The organism is Angustibacter speluncae (assembly GCF_054777815.1).
In genome coordinates, this window is sequence record NZ_BAAHAF010000041.1 from 13,563 (window position 1) to 31,206 (window position 17,644).

General features: G+C 76.8%; 12 protein-coding genes. 9 read left to right on the forward strand and 3 right to left on the reverse strand.

Annotated elements, in window-relative coordinates; all coding sequences use genetic code 11:
- The first annotated feature begins 34 nt into the window (after nt 1–34).
- The 4 genes from ACYVKY_RS04640 to ACYVKY_RS04655 all read left to right on the forward strand — a co-directional run bounded on the left by ACYVKY_RS04640 (nt 35) and on the right by ACYVKY_RS04655 (nt 4,060).
- Nucleotides 35–244, forward strand: coding sequence for a heavy-metal-associated domain-containing protein (locus ACYVKY_RS04640; RefSeq protein WP_460433825.1), 210 nt, complete (start codon nt 35–37; stop codon nt 242–244).
- Nucleotide 245: 1 nt separating this feature from the next.
- Entirely contained in the window at nt 246–1,193 is a 948-nt protein-coding gene (locus ACYVKY_RS04645) for a hypothetical protein (protein WP_460433826.1), read from the forward strand.
- Complete coding sequence (locus ACYVKY_RS04650) at nt 1,183–3,450, forward strand: heavy metal translocating P-type ATPase (RefSeq protein ID WP_460433827.1); 2,268 nt, start codon at nt 1,183–1,185, stop codon at nt 3,448–3,450. Before ACYVKY_RS04645 ends, ACYVKY_RS04650 begins: the two co-directional genes overlap by 11 nt.
- Nucleotides 3,451–3,616: 166 nt before the next feature.
- On the forward strand, nt 3,617–4,060 hold the full coding sequence (locus ACYVKY_RS04655) for an Hsp20/alpha crystallin family protein (protein ID WP_460433837.1): 444 nt from the start codon (nt 3,617–3,619) through the stop codon (nt 4,058–4,060).
- A gap of 15 nt (nt 4,061–4,075) precedes the next feature.
- Here ACYVKY_RS04655 and ACYVKY_RS04660 read toward each other — a convergent pair whose 3' ends face one another.
- A complete protein-coding gene (locus ACYVKY_RS04660; RefSeq protein WP_460433828.1) occupies nt 4,076–4,411 on the reverse strand; it encodes a hypothetical protein in 336 nt (111 codons plus the stop codon).
- A 165-nt stretch (nt 4,412–4,576) separates the two neighbouring features.
- On the opposite strand from ACYVKY_RS04660, the gene recC reads away from it, so the two are divergent.
- Genes recC through ACYVKY_RS04685 form a run of 5 tightly spaced genes read left to right on the forward strand, consistent with a single transcriptional unit; the run spans nt 4,577 to nt 13,980 of the window.
- Nucleotides 4,577–7,930 carry an exodeoxyribonuclease V subunit gamma gene (gene recC, locus ACYVKY_RS04665; protein WP_460433829.1) on the forward strand — a complete coding sequence of 1,118 codons (3,354 nt, stop codon included), beginning with the start codon at nt 4,577–4,579 and terminating at the stop codon, nt 7,928–7,930.
- A complete protein-coding gene (locus ACYVKY_RS04670; protein ID WP_460433830.1) occupies nt 7,927–11,367 on the forward strand; it encodes an exodeoxyribonuclease V subunit beta in 3,441 nt (1,146 codons plus the stop codon). The genes recC and ACYVKY_RS04670 overlap by 4 nt, the downstream gene beginning before the upstream one ends.
- A complete protein-coding gene (gene recD / locus ACYVKY_RS04675; RefSeq protein ID WP_460433831.1) occupies nt 11,364–13,250 on the forward strand; it encodes an exodeoxyribonuclease V subunit alpha in 1,887 nt (628 codons plus the stop codon). The genes ACYVKY_RS04670 and recD overlap by 4 nt, the downstream gene beginning before the upstream one ends.
- Nucleotides 13,247–13,459 (forward strand): hypothetical protein, encoded by a 213-nt coding sequence (locus ACYVKY_RS04680; protein WP_460433832.1) that lies wholly within the window; start codon nt 13,247–13,249, stop codon nt 13,457–13,459. Before recD ends, ACYVKY_RS04680 begins: the two co-directional genes overlap by 4 nt.
- Nucleotides 13,459–13,980 carry a cupin domain-containing protein gene (locus ACYVKY_RS04685; RefSeq protein WP_460433833.1) on the forward strand — a complete coding sequence of 174 codons (522 nt, stop codon included), beginning with the start codon at nt 13,459–13,461 and terminating at the stop codon, nt 13,978–13,980. Before ACYVKY_RS04680 ends, ACYVKY_RS04685 begins: the two co-directional genes overlap by 1 nt.
- Before the next feature lie 22 nt (nt 13,981–14,002).
- On the opposite strand, the gene ACYVKY_RS04690 is transcribed toward ACYVKY_RS04685, so the two are convergent.
- Both ACYVKY_RS04690 and cydD read right to left on the reverse strand, forming a co-directional pair.
- Entirely contained in the window at nt 14,003–14,500 is a 498-nt protein-coding gene (locus ACYVKY_RS04690) for a GyrI-like domain-containing protein (RefSeq protein ID WP_460433834.1), read from the reverse strand.
- Nucleotides 14,497–17,644: thiol reductant ABC exporter subunit CydD (cydD, locus tag ACYVKY_RS04695; RefSeq protein ID WP_460433835.1), on the reverse strand; the 3,148-nt coding region annotated here is incomplete at its 5' end. The genes cydD and ACYVKY_RS04690, both read right to left, overlap by 4 nt.

Below are 17,644 nucleotides of genomic sequence, written 5' to 3' on the forward strand. Positions count from 1 at the left end.
CCACCCCGCACCCCACCGACCACGGAGGACCCCCATGAGCACCGCCACCTACACCGTCACCGGCATGACCTGCGGCCACTGCGTCGCGTCCGTCACCGAGGAGGTGTCGGAGGTCGCCGGCGTCACCGACGTCCAGGTCGACCTGCCCACCGGCGCCGTCACCGTCACCAGCGACCAGCCGGTCGACGACGCCGCCGTCCGCGCGGCCGTCGCCGAGGCCGGCTACCAGGTGGTCGACGCCTGAGATGGCCTCCCTCGACCGGCTGACCTCCTCGCCCGCCGCCCGGCTCGCCGGGTTCGCGCTGGGTCTGCTGGCCGTGCTCGGCCTCGGGCTGGGCGCGGGCCGGCTGGTCGGGCCCGAGCCCGTCGCGCAGGCCGCCGAGCCCGAGCACGCGGCCGCTGACGGGGCACACGCCGACGAGGGCGACCACGCCGACGAGGGCGGGCACGCCGACGAGGGCGGGCACGCCGCCGCGGCGACCGCGATGAGCGGTCTCGCGGCGTCCGACCGGGGGTACGGCCTGGTGCTCGAGCAGACCGCGACCGCCCCCGGCTCGCAGCAGCTCGCGTTCACGGTCACCGGTCCGGACGGCCACGCCGTCACCGCGTTCGACGTCGCCCACGACGAGCAGCTCCACCTGGTCGCCGTCCGCCGCGACCTGACCGGGTTCCAGCACGTGCACCCGCAGATGGACGCCGAGGGCCGCTGGACCACCGCGCTCGACCTCACCCCGGGCGCGTGGAAGGTGTTCGCCGACGTCGTCCCGACCGACCTGGGCGAGAACCTCGCGCTCGGCACCGACCTGCTGGTCGCGGGCGTCCTGCGGCCCGAGCCGCTCCCCGCGCCGGCCGCGACGGCCGAGGTCGACGGTTACGAGGTCGCGCTCGACGGCTCGCTCGTCGCCGGCCAGGAGAGCGAGATCACCTTCTCGGTCGGCCGCGACGGCGTCCCGGTCGACGACCTCGAGCCCTACCTCGCGGCGAACGGCCACCTCGTGGCGCTGCGCGCCGGGGACCTCGGGTACCTGCACGTGCACCCGCTCGGCTCGGTCGACGACCAGGGACCCGCGGTCTCGTTCTCGGCCACCGCGCCCTCGGCCGGCAGCTACCGGCTCTTCCTCGACTTCCAGCACGACGGCGTCGTCCGCACGGCTGCGTTCACCGTCACCGTGGAGGCGGACCATGACCACTGACGTCCCGCACCGCCCGGACGCGACGCAGCACGTCGAGCTCGCGATCACCGGCATGACCTGCGCGTCCTGCGCGAACCGGATCGAGCGCAAGCTCAACAAGCTCGACGGCGTCACCGCCACCGTCAACTACGCCACCGAGAAGGCGTCGGTCACGTTCCCGGGCTCGGTGAGCACCGGCGACCTGGTCAGCACCGTCGAGGCGGCCGGGTACGCCGCCGCGCTGCCGGAACCGCCTGCGGCGCAGGGCGACCCGGACCGGTCCGACCGCGAGGACCCCGCTGACGTCCGGCTGCGCGACCTGCGCCACCGGCTGCTGGTGAGCGCGGTGCTGTCGGTGCCGGTCGTCGTGCTCGCGATGGTGCCCGCCTGGCAGTTCACGTCGTGGCAGTGGCTCTCGCTCACCCTGGCGGCGCCGGTCGTGGTGTGGGGCGGCGCGCAGTTCCACCGCGCGGCGTGGACCAACCTGCGCCACGGCGCCACGACGATGGACACGCTGGTGTCGGTGGGCACGCTCGCGGCGCTCGCGTGGTCGGTCTACGCACTCTTCTGGGGGACGGCGGGCGAACCCGGCATGGTGCACCCCTACGAGCTCACCGTCGAGCGCTCCGACGGCGCGGGCAACATCTACCTCGAGGCCGCCGCCGGCGTCACGACCTTCCTGCTGGCCGGCCGGTACGTCGAGGCCAGGTCCAAGCGCCGCTCGTCGGCCGCGCTGCGCGCGCTGCTCGAGCTCGGCGCCAAGGACGTCGCGGTGCTGCGCGGCGGTCGCGAGCAGCGGGCCCCGGTCGAGCAGCTGGTCGTGGGCGACGAGTTCGTCGTCCGGCCGGGCGAGAAGGTCGCCACCGACGGCACCGTCGTGCAGGGCACCTCGGCCGTCGACGCCTCGATGGTCACCGGCGAGTCGGTGCCGGTCGAGGTGGGCCCCGGCGACGGCGTGGTCGGCGCGACCGTGAACGCCGGCGGGCGGCTGGTCGTGCGCGCCACCCGGGTCGGCGCCGACACCCAGCTCGCGCAGATGGCGCGCCTGGTCGAGCAGGCGCAGACCGGCAAGGCGCAGGTGCAGCGGCTGGCCGACCGCGTGTCGGGCGTCTTCGTCCCGGTCGTCATCGCGCTCTCCGTCGCGACGCTCGGCTTCTGGCTCGGCACCGGATCCGGTGCGGGAGCGGCGTTCACGGCCGCCGTGGCGGTGCTGATCATCGCCTGCCCGTGCGCGCTCGGCCTGGCCACGCCCACCGCGCTCATGGTCGGGACGGGCCGGGGCGCCCAGCTCGGCATCCTGCTGCGCGGGCCCGAGGTGCTGGAGCAGACCCGCACCGTCGACACCGTCGTGCTCGACAAGACGGGCACCGTCACCACCGGCGTGATGGCGCTGCGCGAGGTGGTGCCGGCCGAGGGGGAGGACGCCGACGAGGTGCTGCGGCTGGCGGGTGCGCTCGAGCACGCGTCCGAGCACCCGGTCGCGCGGGCGGTGTCCGCGGCCGCCCGCGAGCGGTTCGGCGACCCGGCCCCGGTGGCCGACTTCACCAGCACGCAGGGCCTCGGCGTGCAGGGCGTGGTCGACGGCCGCGCGCTCGTCGTCGGGCGGCCTCGCCTGCTCGCCGAGTGGTCCGTCGAGGTGCCGCAGGCGTTGCAGGACACCGCGTCCCGGCTGCAGGCCGGGGGCGCCACCGTCGTCGCGGTCGGCTGGGACGGCGCGGCCCGCGGGCTCCTGGTCGTGGCCGACGAGGTGAAGCCGACCTCCGCCGAGGCGGTGCGGCGGCTGCGCGGCCTCGGGCTGCGCCCGGTGCTGCTGACCGGCGACAACGAGGCCGTGGCGCGCAGCGTCGCGGGCGAGGTCGGCATCGACGAGGTGGTCGCCGACGTGCTGCCCGCCGACAAGGTGGCCGTGGTCGAGCGGCTGCAGGGCGAGGGGCGGGTCGTGGCGATGGTGGGCGACGGGGTCAACGACGCCGCCGCGCTCGCGCAGGCCGACCTCGGCCTGGCGATGGGGACGGGCACCGACGTCGCGATCGAGGCGTCCGACCTCACGCTGGTGCGGGGTGACCTGCGGGTGGCGGCCGACGCGATCCGGCTGTCGCGGCGCACCCTGGCAGTGATCAAGCAGAACCTGTTCTGGGCGTTCGCCTACAACGTGGCGGCCATCCCCCTGGCGGTGGCGGGCCTGCTCAACCCGATGATCGCGGGCGCCGCGATGGCGCTGTCGTCGGTGTTCGTGGTGACCAACAGCCTGCGGCTGAGGGGCTTTCGCGCTGCGTGACCTCCGCGCGGGTCTTGGCACTCTCGCCGGAGAGTGCTAATCTGCTGGCGCGTCCGGGGCCGGGGAGGCCCACGGACCGATGCCACGACACCCCGGTCGTCAGGGTGGCGACCGGTGTTGCGAGGAGGTGGTGGTTGTGGCCCTGACCTTCGACCCCTTCCGTGAGATGGACCGGCTCACCGCGCAGCTGCTGTCCACGTCCCGCGACCAGGCGCGGGCGTCCCGCTGGATGCCGATGGACCTGTACCGCGCGGGCGACCACTACGTCGTCACGGCCGACCTGCCCGGTGTCGACCCGGGCACGATCGACCTCGACGTCGACGGCACGACCCTGACGATCCAGGCCGAGCGCACCGTGGGGTCGCCCGACGGCGCGAGCTGGATCGCCCAGGAGCGCCCCGCCGGCCGGTTCGTGCGCCAGCTCAGCCTCGGGGACGGGCTCGACGTCGAGCAGATCCACGCGTCGTACGAGAACGGCGTGCTCTCCCTGACGATCCCGGTGGCCGAGAGGGCGCGTCCGCGCAAGATCGCGGTCGAGCACCGGGCGAGCGGCGCCGGCGAGGTCGGCTCGTCCGCCGACGTCAAGGGCGAGGTGACCTCGGGCGCCTGACGCCCGGTCCAGCGGTCAGCGGCACTCCGCCGCGAGCTCCGCCACCGCGGACTCCGGCGGGGTGCCGTCGCTGTCGTTGACGTCCTCCGCGGCGTCGAGCAGCGGCGACTCGACCCCGAGCCCCTGCGCGAGGTCGATGGCGGCGTCGAGGGTGCTGCGCTCGGAGTCGCTCAGGTCGTTGTCCGCCACGAGCGGGCACACCGTCGAGCTGAGCTCGCGCACGGCCGACTCGCTGGCCTGGGCGCCGGCGGCCGACGCCGAGTCGGACGCGACGTCCTGCGCCGCCTGGCAGCCGGCGAGCAGGACGGCGGACAGGAGGGCGGTGGCTGCGGCGGCGTGGCGGCGGGTCACGGGCCCAGTGTCGCAGACGAGCCGGTCGTGACCGGCTGCCGCGCACACGCGTTGCGGCCGTGCGCATCTCGCGCGCTGTCCACAGGTGCCCGCGCGTCGCGCGGGTCGTCCACAGCGGGGCGGGGCGCGTGGACGGCTGTCGGTGGCCGCTGCAAGACTCGCCGGGTGCTGACCGTCCACCGCTCGGAGTCCGGGCTCGCGCTCGTCTCCGCGCTGGCGGAGGTGCTCGCCGAGCCGCTCGACGACCCCTTCACGCCCGACGTCGTCGCCGTGCCCGCCGCCGGCATCGAGCGGTGGCTCGGCCAGCGGCTGTCGCACCACCTCGGGGCCGGGCCGGCCGGCGACGACGGCGTCTGCGCGAACGTGCTGTTCCCCCGCCCCTCCGAGGTGCTCGACGCCGCGGTGGCCTCGGTGAGCCCCGAGCACGCCCGGGCGGTCGAGGCGTGGGCCCCCGAGCGCACCACCTGGGTGCTGGTCGACCTGCTCGAGGAGGTCGCGTCGTCGCTGGTGCCGCTGGAGGGCTACGAGCCGGTGCACCGCCACCTGCACCTGGGCGCCGACGTGCCCACCGGTCGCCGGTACGCGCTGGCCCGCCGGGTCGCCGGCCTGCTGCACCGCTACGAGGTGTCCCGGCCCGAGGTGCTGCAGGGGTGGGCGCGCGGCGAGGTCGCCGTGCCCGCCGACCTGCGCTGGCAGCCGCTGCTGTGGTCGCGGCTGCGCGACGAGCTCGGGCCGGGTCCCGCCGAGCTGCTGCCCGCGGCGATCGAGGGTCTCGTCGCCGCGCCCGAGCAGGTGCGGCTGCCGTCCCGGGTCAGCGTCTACGGCGCCAGCCGGATCGACGCCTCGCGGCTGGCGGTGCTCACCGCGCTGGCCGAGCAGCGCGAGGTGCACCTGTGGCTCAACCACGCCAGCCCGGCGCTGTGGGACGCGCTGGCCGCCCGCGGCGCCCCGCCTGACCTGCGCCGCGTCGCGGTGCCCACGCCCGCCCGCACCCCGCTGCTCGCGTCGCTGAGCCGCGACGTGCAGGAGCTGCAGCAGCGGCTGGCCGTCGCCTCGCCGCGGCACGCCGGCGCCCACCACCCGCCGGCCCGACCTGGGGCCGGCACGCTGCTGGGCCTGCTGCAGCGGTCGCTGCACGACGACGAGCTGCCCGCCCACGCCGACCGGCCGACCGTGCCGCGGTCGGACCGCTCGGTGCAGGTGCACTCGTGCCACGGGCGCACCCGCCAGGTCGAGGTGCTGCGCGACGTCGTGCTCGGGCTGCTGGCCGACGACCCCACGCTCGAGCCGCGCGACGTGCTCGTCATGTGCCCCGACGTCGAGGCCTTCGCCCCGCTGGTGAGCGCGGTGTTCGGCTCCGAGCCGGCGCAGCGGCTGCGCGTGCGCATCGCCGACCGCTCGCCGCGCCAGGTGAACCCGGTGCTGGCCGTCGTCGGCTCCCTGCTCGACGTCGTCGCGGGTCGCGTCACCGCCACCGAGGTGCTCGCGCTCGCCGCCGCCCCGCCGGTGCGCCGTCGGTTCCGGTTCGACGACGACGCCCTCGAGCAGGTGCGCACCTGGGTGGTCGAGTCCCGGGCGCACTGGGGGCTCGGCCCCGAGCACCGGGCCGGCTGGAAGATGGGTCAGGTCGTCGAGGGCACCTGGCGGGCGGCGCTCGACCGCGTCCTCACCGGCGTCGTCCTCGGCGGCAGCGACGAGGCGGTCGGCGGGTCCTTCCCGCTCGACGGGATCGACTCCGGCGCGGTCGACCTCGTCGGCCGGTTCGCCGAGCTGCTCGACCGGGTCGACGCCGCCGTCACCGCGCTCACCCGCGAGCAGCCCGTCGGCACGTGGCTCGAGGAGGTCGAGGCGGCCGTCCTGGCCCTCGTCGACGTCGCGCCGTCGTCGGCGTGGCAGCTCGTGCAGCTGCGCGAGGAGCTCGCCGAGGTGCGGGCCGAGGCGTCCGCGTCCGGCGCACCGCTCTCGCTCGCCGACGTCCGGGCGATGCTCGACGCCCGGCTCGCCGGGCGGCCCACCCGCTCCAGCTTCCGCTCCGGCGGCCTCACCGTGTGCACGCTGGTGCCGATGCGCTCGGTGCCGCACCGCGTGGTCTGCCTCCTCGGGCTCGACGACGAGGCGTTCCCGCGCCGCAGCCGCCCCGACGACGACGACCTGCTCGCCCGCGACCCCCACCTCGGCGAGCGCGACCCGCGCAGCGAGGACCGCCAGCTCTTCCTCGACGCCCTCACCGCCGCCGACGAGCGGCTGGTCGTGCTGTTCCGCGGCCACCACGAGCGCACCGGTGCGCAGATGCAGCCCGCCGTGCCCGTCGGCGAGCTGCTCGACGCCCTCGACGCCGTCGCCGTGGGTGACGACGGCGCCCCGGTGTCCGCGCAGGTCACGGTGCACCACCCGCTGCAGCCGACCGACCCCCGCAACTTCCTGCCGGGGCAGCTCGGCAGCGAGCGCCCGGTGTCGTTCGACGCCGCAGCCCGGGCCGGGGCCGAGGCGTCCCGCCGCGAGCGCACCGAGCGGCCCTCGCTGCTGCCCGCCCTGCTCCCCGCCCCGCCGCCCGAGCGCGAGCTGCTGCTGCAGGAGCTGCGCTCGTTCGCCGTGGCCCCGGTGCGGTCGCTGTTCGCGCAGCGGCTGCGGGTGTCCGACCCCTGGGAGGACGAGGCACCCGACGACGTGGTCCCGCTCGAGCTCGGTGGTCTCGGCGAGTGGGGCATCGGCACCCGCGCCCTCGACGCCCTGCAGCGCGGGCACGCGATCGAGGACATCGTCGCGGCCGAGCGCGGACGCGGGACGCTGCCGCCCGACCCGCTCGCCACCCGGGCGCTCACCAAGGTCGGGCCCCGGGCCGTCGAGCTGCACGAGCGGGCGCGCGAGTGGCTCGAGGACGTCACGGGTCCGGTGGCGCCCGAGGCCGTCGAGGTCGACGCGCTGCTCCCGGACGGCCGCCGCGTGCTGGGCTCGGTCAGCGGCCTGCGCGGGCGCACCCTGCTGCGGCTGCAGTACTCGAGCCTGGCGCCGAAGCACCGCCTGGAGGCGTGGATCGACCTGCTCGCGCTCACCGCCACGGCCCCGGGCACGGTGGACGGCGCCGTCGTCCTGGGCCGGGGGTCGAGCGGGTCGTCGGGGCTGTCCCGCCTGCGCGCGCCCGACCCCGCCGACGCCGCCCGGTTCCTGCTCGAGATCGCGCAGCTGCGCGACCTCGGCCTGCGCACGCCGCTGCCGCTGCCGCTGCGCACCGCCGCCTGCTGGGCCGAGCACCGCTTCCGGCAGCGCAGCGAGCGCAACGCGGGGTTCGAGGCCGAGAAGTGCTGGGTCACCTCGTTCCAGGACAGGGACAAGGGCTTCGACAAGGAGGACGCCGACCGCGACCACGTGCGGGTGTGGGGCGAGCGGTACCCGTTCGCCGAGCTGCTGGCGTGGCGCTCGCCCGAGCCGGTCGCCCGGCACGGCGAGGAGACCACCGACTTCGGCCGGCTCGCCTGCCGGCTCTGGTGGCCGCTGCTCGAGCGGGAGGAGGCCCGGTGAGCGGCCGGCTGCGGCTGGTCGGCGCGCCGACCCTGGAGTCCGCGTCGTACGAGCCCATCGACCTCGCCGCGGAACTGCCGTCCGGCACCACCGTCCTGGAGGCCAGCGCCGGCACCGGCAAGACGTACACGATCGCCGGGCTGGTGACCCGGTACGTGGCCGAGGGGCGCGCCCGCATCGACCAGGTGCTCGCGGTCACCTTCGGCGTCGCCGCCACGAGCGAGCTGCGCTCGCGGGTGCGCGAGCGGCTGGTCGAGGTCCGCGACGCCCTCGACCACCCGGCCGCGACGGGCGGGCACCCCGACCCCGTGGTGCGCCATCTCGGTGCCGCGACCCCCCACGAGGTCGCGCTCCGCCGCACCCGCCTGGCGGCCGCGCTGGCCGACTTCGACGCCGCGACGGTCGCCACCGTCCACGAGTTCTGCCAGCAGGTGCTCACCGGGCTCGGGGTCGCGGCCGACACCGACCCGCACGTCGAGCTGGTCGAGAACCTCGACCACGTGGTCGCCGACGTCGTGGCCGACCTCTACCTGCGGCACGTCACCTCGGTGCGCGAGGGCGAGCCGGCGCTGTCGCTCGCGCTCGCCACCCGGCTGGCCACCGAGGTGACCTCCGACCGGCAGGCGCTGCTGCTGCCCTCGCCCGACGAGCCCCAGGTGGGACCCGAGGCGGCGCTGCGGCTGCGGTACGCCGCCGCCGTCCGCGCCGAGGTGGCCCGTCGCACCCGGGCCGCGCGCGTGGTCGGGTTCGACGACCTGCTGGTGCGGGTGCGCGACGCCCTCGCCGACCCGGTGCTGGGGCCGGTCGCGCAGGAGCGGCTGCGGGCCAGGTTCGAGGTGGTGCTCGTCGACGAGTTCCAGGACACCGACCCCGTGCAGTGGGAGGTGCTGCGGCTCGCCTTCCACGGCCACCGGCCGCTGGTGCTCATCGGCGACCCGAAGCAGGCGATCTACGCCTTCCGCGGCGCCGACGTGCACGCCTACCTCGCCGCGGCCACGGCCGCGGACCAGCGGCGCACGCTCGACCGCAACTTCCGCAGCGACCCCGCCGTGCTCGAGGGCCTCGAGCGGCTCTTCCGCGGTGCGGCGCTCGGCGACGAGGCCATCGTGGTGCGGCCGGTCGCGGCCGGGTACGAGGTGCCCGCCGTCGAGCCCGCGCCGCCGGCGCCGGTGCGGCTGCGGGTGGTCGGGCGCGAGGGCCACCCCACCAACAGGAGCGGGCTGCTGGCCACGCCGCTGGCCCGCTCGCTCGTCGCCGCCGACGTCGCCGCCGAGGTCGTGCGCACGCTGTCGGCGGGGCTCACCCACACCCCGCGCGGCGGCGAGCCCCGTCCGCTCGAGGCCCGCGACGTCGCCGTGCTCGTCCCGACCCGCGCGACCGCCGAGCTGGTCCGCACCCGGCTGCGCGAGGTGGGCGTGAGCAGCGTCTTCACCGGCACCACGAGCGTGTTCGGGTCCGAGGCGGCGGCCGACTGGGTCACGCTGCTGCAGGGCCTCGACCAGCCGCATCGGGCGGCGCTCGCCCGCCGGGCCGCCCTCACCGTCCTGGTCGGGCGCGACGCCGCCGCGCTCGACGCGGCGGGCGACGCCGGCGACGACGAGCTCTCCGCGCAGCTGCGGGAGTGGGCCGAGGTGCTCGCCGAGCGCGGCGTCGCCGCGCTGTACGAGCGGGTGGGCAGCGACACCGACCTCGCCGGCCGCGTGCTGGCGCGCACCGACGGCGAGCGCGTCCTCACCGACCTGCGGCACGTCGTCGAGGTGCTGCACCAGCACGCCCTGCGCGAGCAGCTCACGCTCACCGGTCTGCTGGGGTGGCTGCGCGAGGAGGTCGAGCGCGCCCGCGCCGACCACGACCAGGACCGCGCCCGCCGCCTCGACACCGACGCCGCGGCCGTGCAGATCGCGACGGTGCACACCAGCAAGGGCCTGGAGTTCCCCGTCGTCCTGGTGCCCTTCGGGTGGGACCTCATCGGCGCGGGCCAGCGGTCCGACTTCCCGCGCGGGCACGACGCCGACGGGCGTCGCACCGTGCACGTCGGCGGGCCCGGGTCGCCCGGGTTCGACGCCGCCCGCGACGCCGAGCGCGCCGACGAGGCCGGCGAGGACCTGCGCCTGCTGTACGTGGCTGCCACCCGGGCGATCTCGCGCCTCGTGCTCTGGTGGGCACCCACGTGGAACACCCGGTCCTCGCCGCTGCACCGGCTGCTGGCCGCCGACGACCCGGCTGCGCCGCAGCCGCTCGACGTGAGCATCCCGCCGGACGACGCGCCGGTGCTGGCCAGGTTCGCGGGGCTCGCCGGGCCGGGCCTGGCCGTCGAGCCGGTCGTCCCCGTCGAGGTCGAGCCGCTCTCCGCGGTGACGGACGCCGGGCTGTCCGCGCGGCTCGCCGCGCGCGAGCTGGGCCGCGAGCTCGACGAGTCGTGGCGGCGCACGTCGTACAGCGGGCTGACCCGCGACGCCCACGAGCTGGTCGCCCACGTCGCCAGCGAGCCCGACGTGCGGGTGGTCGACGACGAGGCGACCGGCTCCGACGAGCCCGACGACCAGCCGGTGGCCGAGCCCGCGGCGCCGGTCGACGACGCAGACGCCGCGCTGCTCGAGATCGCCTCGCCGATGGCCGATCTCGAGGGCGGTGCGGCCTTCGGAACCCTCGTGCACGGCGTCCTCGAGCAGGTCGTGCTCGACCCCGCCGACCCGCTCGGTGCGCTGACCCGCGCGGCCGGGTCGGTGCTGCGGTGGCAGCGCTCGTCGGTCGCCGCCGACGAGCTCGCCGCCGCGCTGCTGCCGAGCGTCACCACGCCCTGGGGGCCGATCAGCGACGGCCTCGCGCTCGCCGACCTCGCGCCGCACGACCAGCTCACCGAGCTCGAGTTCGAGCTGCCGCTGTCCGGTGGCGACCTGCCCTCTGCCGGAACGGGTCCGGTGCTCGGCGACGTCGTCGGGCTGCTGCGCGCGCACCTCGACGACGGCGACCCCGTGCTGCCCTACGCCGACCTGCTCGACGACCCGCTGCTGCGCGACCAGCCGCTGCGCGGCTACCTCACCGGCTCGCTCGACCTCGTGGTCCGGGTCGGAGGCGCCGCGGCGCCGCGGTACGTCGTCGTCGACCACAAGACCAACCGGCTCGCGCCGCCGGACGAGCCGCTCACCGCCTGGCACTACCGGCGGTCGGCGCTCGACGACGCCGTGCGGCAGGCCCACTACCCGTTGCAGGCGATGCTCTACACGGTCGCGCTGCACCGGTTCCTGCGCTGGCGGCAGGCCGCCTACGACCCGGGCGCGCACCTCGGCGGCGTCGCGTACCTGTTCCTGCGCGGCATGGTCGGCCCGTCGGTGCCACCCCGTCCCGACGGGTTCGTGCCGGGCGTGTGGACGTGGACCCCGCCGGCCGCGCTCGTGCTTGCGCTCAGCGACCTGCTCGCCGGAGGTGCACGGTGACCACGACGACCACGGCCGCCGACGCCACCGACCTGTCGCCCGGCGTCGCCCTGCGCGCCACCGGCCTGCTCGGCACCTTCGGCGCGGCTGGCGTCCTGCACGCCGCCGACGTGCACGTCGCGCAGCGCCTCGGCGCGCTCTGCGGCGAGCCCGACGAGCAGGTGCTCCTCGCTGTCGCGCTCGCCGTGCGGGGCGTCCGGATGGGGTCGGTGACGCTGCGGCTCCGCGAGGCCGCCGACACGGTCGTCGTCGACCGGTCCGACCCCGAGGCGGTCGTCGCGGTCGACCTGCCGTGGCCCGAGGCCGACGCGTGGGTCGAGGCGGTCCGCCGCAGCGTCCTGGTGCGCGTGCACCGGCCGGGCGAGCCGGCCACCGGCCCGGCCCGCCCGCTGGTGATGTGGGACGACGACGTGTGGCTCGAGCGGTACTGGCGGATGGAGGAGCTCGTCGCGGCCGACCTGACCCGCCGCACCGTCGCCGTCCACGGGCTCGCCGGCGAGGCGGTCCGCGCGCAGCTCGAGCGGCTCTGGCCGGCCCCGCCGGGGGACGACGACCCCGACGCCGACCAGCGCGACGCCGCCGCCACGGTCCTCGCCCACGGGGTCGGGGTGCTCGGCGGCGGCCCCGGCACCGGCAAGACCACGACCGTCGCGCGGGTCCTGTGCGCGCTGCGCGAGCTGTCGCCGCAGCCGCCGCGGGTGGCGGTGGCCGCGCCGAGCGCGAAGGCCCGCAACCGGATCGAGGAGTCGCTGGCCGCCTCGGCCGCCGACGTCGGAGCGCCGTTCACCGACGACGAGCGCACCTTTCTCGCCTCGGTGCCCGCGTTCACGCTGCACAAGCTGATCGGCGCCTCGATCACGAGCAACCGCTCGCGGCACCATGCCGGCAACCCGCTGCCCTACGACGTGGTCGTGCTCGACGAGATGTCGATGGTGTCGCTGTCGATGTTCCGGCGGGTGCTCGACGCGCTGCGCCCGCACGCCCGTCTGCTGCTGGTGGGCGACCCCGACCAGCTCGCCTCGGTCGAGGCGGGTGCGGTGCTGGGCGACCTCGACTCCCTCCCGGCCACCTCGCCGGTCGGCGCCGGCGTGGCGCGGCTCGAGCACAACCACCGCATCGACGACGACCGTCCCGAGCTCGCCGACCTGGCGGCGGCGATCCGGACGGGCGACGCCGACCGGGTGCTCGAGATCCTCGACGGGACGGACGCCGTCCGCTGGCACGAGGTCGCCGACGACGCGCAGCTGCTGCCGGCCGAGGTGCTCGACGACGTCCGCTCGCGGTGCCTCGGCGTCACCCGGGTCCTCGGACCGGCGGCGCGGGCCGGTGACGCCGCGACGGCGCTGGCGGCGCTCGACCGGCACCGCCTGCTCTGCGCGCACAGCCGCGGTCCGCGCGGGGTGTCGCACTGGAACGGCGTGGTGCAGCGGTGGGTCGTCGACGACGACCCCGACGCGGGCGCGCGGTTCGACGGCCGCTACGCCGGCATGCCGGTGATGCTCACCCAGAACGACTACGAGAACCGGGTGTGGAACGGCGACACCGGCGTCGTGCTCGCCGGTCCCCACCGGCTGGAGGTGGTCGTCGGACGCGGTGCGGTGCTGTCGCCGCCGATCGCGCTGACCCGCATCGCGGGCATCAGCACGATGTACGCGACCACCGTGCACAAGAGCCAGGGGTCGGAGTTCGACGCCCTCACCCTCGTCCTGCCGCACGCCGACTCGCCGCTCGCGACGCGCGAGACCCTGTACACGGCCGTCACCCGCGCCCGCAGCGACGTGCTCCTCGTGGGGTCGGAGGCGGCCGTGCGCACCTGCGTCGCCCGCCGCGCCTTGCGCGCCACCGGTCTCGGGCGCCGTCTCGCGGCTACGGTGGCGCCATGAAGACGGTGGGCGTGGTCGTCGGCGGGCTCGTCGTGGTGATGGGCCTGGTCTGGACCCTCCAGGGCGCGGGGGTGCTCGTCACCGGCAACAGCCCGATGGAGGGCGTCTCGCTCTGGGTGTTCCTCGGGATCGTGACGATGCTCGTCGGCGGGCTGATCGCCTGGCTCGGGCTGCGCCGCTCGCCGCGCTCGCCCGGCGGGCCGCGCTGATGTCGTTCGCCGAGCGGGTCGCCCCGTACGCCGACCGCTACCCCGAGCCGGCCTACACCGGCGACGGCGGCGAGGCCTCCGCCTGGATCCGCCGCCACGACGAGCCGCGCACGCTCGAGCACAGCAACGGCGGCGGCGCGCACTACCTCGCCACCGGGCAGACCACCGGCGGGCACCTCGGGCTCTACCGGTGGGACATGGGTCCCGAGCCGAGCGGCCCGTCCCCGCACTTCCACCGCGGCATCACCGAGTCCTTCTTCGTGCTGTCGGGCACCGTCCGCATCCACGACGGTCGCGGCTGGAACGACTGCACCGCAGGCGACTTCGCCTTCGTCCCCGAAGGCGGCGTCCACGGGTTCCGCAACGAGTCGGGGGCGGACGCCTCGATGCTGATCCTCTTCACGCCCGGCGCCCCGCGCGAGCACTACTTCGAGACCCTCGCCGACCAGGTGCGCCGCGAGGCGATGACCGACGACGACTGGCGCGAGTTCTACCTGCGCCACGACACCTTCTGGGTCTGAGCGGCCGGCCGACCGGCGCCGGTCAGTCGGCGAGGCGGAACGACAGCTCGGTGTCCCACTCCTCCATCGGCTGCCCGGGCTCGTCGAGGTAGCGCTCGACCCGGCAGCCCCAGACCTCGCCGTCCGGGCCGTCCTGCACGTCCCAGGTCAGTCCCTCGCGGTCGGCCCACGCCAGCAGCGCGGCGGTCGCCTCGACCAGGCCGTCCGGGTGCCCGTGGTGGGTCACCTCGGCGTAGCGGCCGGCCGGCAGCTCGTCGACGAACAGGTCGCGCTCGGCCTGCAGGTCGGCGGACGGGACGGGGACGCCGGCCTCGAGCACCAGCTCGCGCTCCATGTCGATCACCCGGTAGCGCAGGATCGGTGGGCCGGCCGGCTCCACCCCGCGTTCGCCGAGCAGGGCGAAGAGCTCGCCGATGCGGTCGGCCACGGCGCCGATGGTGGTCATCGTCACGGCGCCCCGGACGCCGAGGTACGGCTGGGCGGCGCGCTCGACGACGGTGGGCGTGGGGGAGTCGCTCATGCCAGGACGGACCGCCGGGCGTCCGCGGACTCATCGGTCGCGGGTGCGGAGGTGGGCGCCGGCAGCGTCACCACGCGGTCGACCAGGTCGAGACCGGTGCGGGCGTGGGTGATCCACAGCACGGTCCGGTCGTCCGTGGCGAGGACGTCGCGTGCCACCGACTCCGCCGTGGCGGTGTCGAGGTGGGCGGTCGGCTCGTCCAGCACGAGCACGGGCTGGTCGGCGAGCAGCGACCGGGCCAGGCCGAGGCGCGCCCGCTCGCCGCCCGAGACGTCGGCGTGGCCCTCCCCGACGAACGTGCCGAGGCCGGCCGGCAGCCCGCGCACCCACGGTCCCAGGCCGGCCCGCTGGAGCGCGTCCGCGACCGCACCGTCGTCGGCGCCCGGCCGGGCGAGCCGCACGTTCTCGGCGACGGTCGTCGCGAACACGTGGGGGTCGTCGTCGACGAGGCCGACCGCGCGCCGCACCTCGTCCGGGTCGACCGCGCGCAGGTCGGCGCCGCCGAGGCGCACCGCGCCGTCCTGCGGGTCGACGAAGCGCAGCAGCAGGGCCGCCAGCGTCGACTTGCCGCACCCGGACGGCCCGACCACGGCGACCTTCTCGCCCGGGCGCAGCGCGAGGTCGAGCCCGCGCAGCACCGGGGGTCCACCCCAGCCGGCGGTCACCGCGTCGACCTCGACGTCCGGGCGGACGGTGGGGACGAGCGCACCGCCCCCGGGCGCCACCGCGGGCGGTCGGTCGGCCAGCGCGTCCAGCCGGGCGCGGGCGGCGGCGGTGCGGACGCCGAGCGCACCGGCGTCGGCGAGCAGGGTGAACGCGTCGACCAGCGCGATCGGGAGCATCACCAGCAGGGCGAGGGTGGCGCTGCCGGCAGGGAACCGCGGTCCGACGAGAGCAGCGGCGAGCAGCAGCCCACCCGCACCCGCGAGCAGCGGGAGCGCCCGCGCCGCGGCCACGCCGCGCGCCGACCGCCGGGCGGCACCCGCGAGGTCGCGTCCGACGACGTCGACCCGCTCGAGCGCGGGGCGCCAGGCGTCCCAGTGCACGAGGTGCGGTCCGTCGTCGAGCGCCGCCTCCACCAGCTGCGACAGCGCCGCCCGGTCGCGGACGAGCCCCGGTTCGGCGGCCCGCGCGACCCGGCGGGCGAGCGGGGAGGCCATGGCGGCGACCGTGCAGACCAGGGCCACCACGGCGCCGGCGAGCGGGTCGAGCAGGAGGGCGAACCCGGTCGTGCCCGCGGCCACCAGCGCCGCGGTGCGGCGCGGCTGGCGCACCCGCAGCCGCTCGTCGACCTCGGCGTCCACGTCGTCGACGACCGCGGCGAGCAGCTCGCCGCGACGGGTGCCGGTGACGCCGAGCGCGCCGGGCACGAGCGGGACGAGCCGGTCGTAGACCCGGGCCCGCTGCTCGGCGAGCACCCGCAGCGCGGCGTCGTGCGACACGAGCCGCTCGGCGTAGCGCAGCACCGGCCGGGCCAGGCCGAACAGTCGCACGCCGACCACCGCCACCATCAGGTGCAGGACGGGGGGCTCCGCCGAGGCGCGGGTGATCAACCAGCTCGCGGTCGCGGTGAGCGCGACGCCCGAGGCGACCGACGCGGCGCCGAGCAGCAGCCCGGTGCGCTCGCCGAACCGCGGCGGGTCGGCGTCGCCGGGCGGGGTGGCAGCGGCCGGACGGACGGCGCGGGGGGTGGTGGTCGCGGCCGGTGGGCTCGCCGGTGCGGGCAGCGTGACCAGGTGGTCGGCGAGCGCCACGACCCGCGGGCTGTGGGCGACCACGACCACCGCGCGGTCGCGGGCCAGCTCGACCAGGGTGCGCAGCAGCACGTCCTCGGTCGCGTCGTCGAGGTGGGCGGTGGGCTCGTCGAGCAGCACGAGCGGGCGGTCGGCGAGCACCACCCGGGCCAGGGCCAGCCGGGCGCGCTGCCCGGCGGACAGCCCGGCGCCGTCCTCGCGCAGCCGCGCGTCGAGGCCGCCGGGGAGCGCGGCGACGACCTCGCGCAGCGACACCCGGTCGAGGGCCGCCCACAGCTCGTCGTCGTGCGCGGTGGTGCGTGCGATCCGCAGGTTGTCGGCGACGGTGCCCTCCCGCAGCCACGGGCGCTGCGCCGACCAGGCGATCCGGTCGCGCCACACCTCCGGCTCGACAGCGCTGAGGGGGACGGCGTCCGGCCCGACGAGCACCTGCCCCGCGTCGGCGGCGACCCGTCCGAGCAGCACGTCGAGCAGCGTCGACTTGCCGCACCCCGACGGGCCGCCCAGCACCGTGAGCCCGCGGGCGGGCACGTCGAGGTCGATGCCGTCGAGCGCCGGGCGCTCGCGACCGGGGTAGGTGACGCGCAGTCCTCGGACGGCCACGGGGACCGGCGCGGACGGCCGCAGCACCGTCGTCGAGGGGGGTGCGCCGGCGAGCACCTCGTCGGCCTGCGCGAAGGCCGCGGTGCCCTCGGCCGCCGCGTGGAACTCCGCGCCGACCCGGCGCAGCGGCCAGTACGCCTCCGGCGCCAGCAGCAGCACCACCATCGCGGTCTCGAAGCCGATGCCGCCGTGCGCGAGCCGCAGCCCGACGGTGACGGCGACCAGCGCCACCGACAGCGTGGCGACCAGCTCGAGCACGGCCGACGACGCGAACGCCACCCGCAGGGTGTCGGCCGTCGCGCGGCGGTACCGGTCGGTGACCTGCCGGATCGCGTCCGACTGGGCCGCGGCGCGGCGGTGCGCGACGAGGGTGGGCAGCCCCCGCACGACGTCGAGGAAGTGCCCGGCGAGCGCCTCCAGGCGGCGCCACTGCCGGTCGGCCCGGTCCCTGGTGGTCAGCCCGATCAGGACGGCGAACACCGGCACCAGCGGCAGCGTGAGCAGCACGAGCAGGCCGCTCAGCCAGTCGGTCCAGGCGATCACCGCCACGGTCACGGCGGGCAGGACACCGGCGAGCACGAGCGTCGGCAGGTAGCGCGTCAGGTACGGCTCGGTGGCGCCGACGCCCCGGGTGGCCAGGACGGCGACCGCGGCCGCGCTGCGCCGGGCGCCACCGGCGGCGTCGCGCAGCAGGACGGCGTCGAGCAGGCGGCGGCGCATCGTCACCGCGACGGTGCCGGCGGCGATCTCGAGCTCCTCGCGCGCCGCCAGCACGAGGGTGCGGGCA

What these genes read in the sequence shown, in the direction of transcription:
- ACYVKY_RS04690 (WP_460433834.1), bottom strand. Translation starts at nt 14,500, where the DNA reads ATGAGCGACTCCCCCACGCCCACCGTCGTCGAGCGCGCCGCCCAGCCG.
- ACYVKY_RS04680 (WP_460433832.1), top strand. Translation starts at nt 13,247, where the DNA reads ATGAAGACGGTGGGCGTGGTCGTCGGCGGGCTCGTCGTGGTGATGGGC.
- ACYVKY_RS04640 (WP_460433825.1), top strand. Translation starts at nt 35, where the DNA reads ATGAGCACCGCCACCTACACCGTCACCGGCATGACCTGCGGCCACTGC.
- ACYVKY_RS04685 (WP_460433833.1), top strand. Translation starts at nt 13,459, where the DNA reads ATGTCGTTCGCCGAGCGGGTCGCCCCGTACGCCGACCGCTACCCCGAG.
- ACYVKY_RS04645 (WP_460433826.1), top strand. Translation starts at nt 246, where the DNA reads ATGGCCTCCCTCGACCGGCTGACCTCCTCGCCCGCCGCCCGGCTCGCC.
- ACYVKY_RS04650 (WP_460433827.1), top strand. Translation starts at nt 1,183, where the DNA reads ATGACCACTGACGTCCCGCACCGCCCGGACGCGACGCAGCACGTCGAG.
- ACYVKY_RS04655 (WP_460433837.1), top strand. Translation starts at nt 3,617, where the DNA reads ATGGACCGGCTCACCGCGCAGCTGCTGTCCACGTCCCGCGACCAGGCG.